This window comes from Planktothrix sp. FACHB-1355 (assembly GCF_014748295.1).
Lineage (GTDB): Bacteria > Cyanobacteriota > Cyanobacteriia > Cyanobacteriales > Aerosakkonemataceae > Aerosakkonema > Aerosakkonema funiforme_A.
On the sequence record NZ_JACJUP010000815.1, the window covers coordinates 1 to 3,252 of the forward strand.

The 3,252-nt window shown below is 47.4% G+C and carries 3 protein-coding genes; 1 reads left to right on the plus strand and 2 read right to left on the minus strand.

Going from position 1 to position 3,252, the window contains the following annotated elements:
- On the plus strand, positions 1-333 hold a 333-nt coding region (locus tag H6S82_RS25315; protein ID WP_191056899.1), incomplete at its 5' end, for an EAL domain-containing protein.
- Between the two features lie 243 nt (positions 334-576).
- On the opposite strand, the gene pheS is transcribed toward H6S82_RS25315, so the two are convergent.
- The gene (gene pheS / locus H6S82_RS25320) at positions 577-1,581 is read right to left on the minus strand and encodes a phenylalanine--tRNA ligase subunit alpha (RefSeq protein ID WP_190473729.1); all 1,005 of its coding nucleotides are present in this window, start codon (positions 1,579-1,581) and stop codon (positions 577-579) included.
- A 56-nt stretch (positions 1,582-1,637) separates the two neighbouring features.
- The gene (locus H6S82_RS25325) at positions 1,638-2,747 is read right to left on the minus strand and encodes an RRXRR domain-containing protein (protein ID WP_190473727.1); all 1,110 of its coding nucleotides are present in this window, start codon (positions 2,745-2,747) and stop codon (positions 1,638-1,640) included.
- Between the last annotated feature and the right edge of the window lie 505 nt (positions 2,748-3,252).

The following is a 3,252-nucleotide window of genomic DNA, read 5'->3' on the forward strand; positions in this document are numbered from 1 at the left end:
GGTTATTCTTCCCTCAACTATCTGAAGAAATTTGGGTTCGACACGCTGAAAATCGATCGAGCCTTTGTCAGGGATCTGGAGAACGATCCCCAGTCCGCCGCCATTACCAGCGCCATCATTGCCTTGGGCCGAGGTCTCAACTTGAGCGTTGTGGCGGAAGGGGTGGAAACTGTAGAACAAATGAACTGCTTGCGATCGCTCAATTGCGAAGAAATGCAAGGTTTTCTCTTCAGCCATCCCCTTTCGGCTGAGGAAGCCAGTCAACTACTCGTTGATAATTTCAGATCGCAGATTGCTAATTTCAGATTGAATTCGATTTGCCATTTAAAATGAAATTGGTAATTTCAGATTTTAGATTGCAGATTGCAGATTTGATATTGTGTCCGTTTGTACATCAGTGATACGAAAGATTATCTGTGGGAATTACGGGTTAAATTTTTACCACAGATTAAGACAGATAAACGCAGATAAACGCAGATAAGAAAGTGTTTTTTTTTGCAATATGAAATATAATTTAAAATTTCAGATTGCCGATTTAATTAAATTTGCAATCTGAAATCTCAAATTTGAAATTAATTAGAATTGGCGCAAAAAGCGCAAGTCGCTGCTATACATCCGCCGAATATCATCGAGTTGATGCAGCACCATCGCCACTCGTTCCACACCAAAACCTGCGGCAAATCCCGTGTAAACTTCTGGGTCGTAACCTACAGCTTTGAGGACATTGGGATCGATCATACCGCAACCCATGATTTCCAACCATTTGCCTTTCCACTGCATATCCACTTCTGCTGAAGGTTCCGTGAAAGGGAAATAACTGGCGCGAAAACGAATCGGCATTTCTTCGCCAAACATTTGTTCCAAAAATACCTTAATCGTGCCTTTGAGGTCTGAGAAAGTAATTCCCTCATCAACGGCAAAAAATTCGATTTGGTGGAAGACGGCGGCGTGAGTGGCATCGACTGTATCCCGCCGATAACACCGCCCAGGTGCGACAACCCTCACCGGTGGGTCGTTTTCTTCCATGTAGTGAATTTGAATGTTGGAAGTGTGAGTTCGCAGCAAATTCCCATCTGGCAGGTAGAGAGTATCCTGCATATCGCGGGCTGGGTGGTCGGCGAGGAAATTCAACGCCTCAAAATTATAGTAATCGTTCTCCATTTCCGGGCCGGTGGCTACGGTGTAGCCCAGACCGACGAAAATATCGATCGTGCGATCGATGACAGAATTGATTGGATGCACCCGACCTTGGGGGCGGTAAACTCCCGGCATGGTGACATCCAGAGTTTCTGCCTCCAGTTGGGCTTCAATTTGGGCAGCTTGCAAAGCTTCCCGTTTGTTATCGAGGGCAGTTTGCAGAGCTTCCTTAACTTCGTTGGCTAATGCCCCAATGCGCGGACGTTCTTGGGCAGATAATTTCCCCAACCCTCCCAGTATCTGGGACACTTGACCTTTCTTACCCAGATATGCGACTCGGAGTTCTTCCAAGCGCGGGAGAGTTTCGGCGACAGATATTGCTTGTTGCGCGTCTTGTTTGAGCGCACTCAGTTGTGCCTCTAATTCGTTCGGCTGATTCGTCATCTGATTATTGCGGGAGACTCCGGCCTCAGCGAAGCAGGCCGGAGAGGGATAGCTTGTCAAATTTGATGGTTCGATGCCATCAAATTTGATAATTTCCGGTTTGGCAGCACGATTAAACCCGTGCTTCGCTGTACCAAACGGACTTTGTTTTTACTGAACTGACCTAACCGTTTCCAGTTTCGGTCTGAAACGGAAACCTGTTTTTCGGTGTCGCCGCTTACCCAGCCCTGATAAGTTTTGCTGCCTTGAGTTGCGATTGCCAAATCGCCTTTTCTAAAACCATGCCGGGTAACAGTGCCGCCATACTTGCGGCGAATACCACCTTTACTCGGAATCATCAAGTGCAACTGACGGCGGCAAATTGGTGGGCGACGAATCACCGTAAATGGTGCTGGCGTAACGCGAACCTCTCCTATCCAACCCATTGTTTGACGATCGACAATGCCATACCGAATAAAGGCTTGGCAGGCTAATGCTACGCCATCAACTGCATGAGTGGCTGGGATAGCATCCCCTTTGGAGTGCTTCTGTTTTTCTAATTTGAGAAAGCAGCGAGTATTCGCCGTCTGCCAGCCTTCGCATTGCTTGACTTTCCCATACTTTTCTAAGTTTTTAACCTGCCATTTTTGCCCGACCATCACAGGACTAAATCCTTTGTCGCCTGCTGCTTTTACGATTTCGTAAACGACATCGGTAGGCGGGTAAATTGATGACAACTCGCTAATTACTCGCAATTCCAATTCGCGATTAGCTCTGATGCTAGGAGGTATTTTGCATTGGCGGCGATTGTCAAATCGCTTCTGGCGGTGTGCGCGTTTGTCGAACGAAATCTTACGGTCGATTCGACGACCTCTACGCCCTCTCCTCATCATTCGGCGTTGTTCCATCCGCTCTTTAACTGTTTTGAATGGCAACTGGAGATGTGCCAACCAGAGAGTAAACTTAGCAGACCCAACGCCGATTCCCGTGTAGAGTTTACCCGGATCGATGCCAACAGCAATTGGCTGCGTTCTTTCACCTTTCGGGCATTCAATTAACTGGACTTGGAAGATCCCGAGGTCGTTATAGACAACCTTGGCTTTAGCAGCTTTTAGCCATCGCCTTGCCCGACTTGGCTTGGTTGGCATTAGCGGTTGCCCAGATGCAGATAATACAGGTACTCGCATAAAGAGATAATCCTTCGAGTAACAGTTTTAAGTCCCCTCGCTCAACACAGTCAGGATGTCTTGGCTTGACCCAACGCCACTGATAAGAGGGCTTGAAGATAGACCGAACTGGGGAAGCATTCGGTAGTTCGTGCCAAACTGTGTCTCCGTGAGCTATTCAACACTTGCGTTGTGAGACTTACCCCTCACAATCCCCGCCCTCTACTTAGGGCGGGGTAGTTGAATCGATTAGTGGCAAGCAGCGTTTTCTAATAGTTGGCTCGTGGGGGGCAATATTTTTAAGCCGCCCCAGCAGCCGCAATCTCTAAGCGTTTGTGAAGTCATTTTAACTATTTGAGGGGGTTTGGGGGAGCTATTATCCTTTCTTTTCTCTGGGTGCGGTCATAAGTAGTAAGTTGTCAGAGCATCGGTCAAGCCTTCAAGAGTGTTCAATAGTCATCTTTTCCAAAAGAATCTCAAAGGGCAGGCAGGATGCCTACCCCACAAGAATTTTTGGAGATGTCTA

Coding starts and splice junctions, on each gene's coding strand:
- pheS (WP_190473729.1), bottom strand. CDS start 1,581: ATGACGAATCAGCCGAACGAATTAGAGGCACAACTGAGTGCGCTCAAA.
- H6S82_RS25325 (WP_190473727.1), bottom strand. CDS start 2,747: ATGCGAGTACCTGTATTATCTGCATCTGGGCAACCGCTAATGCCAACC.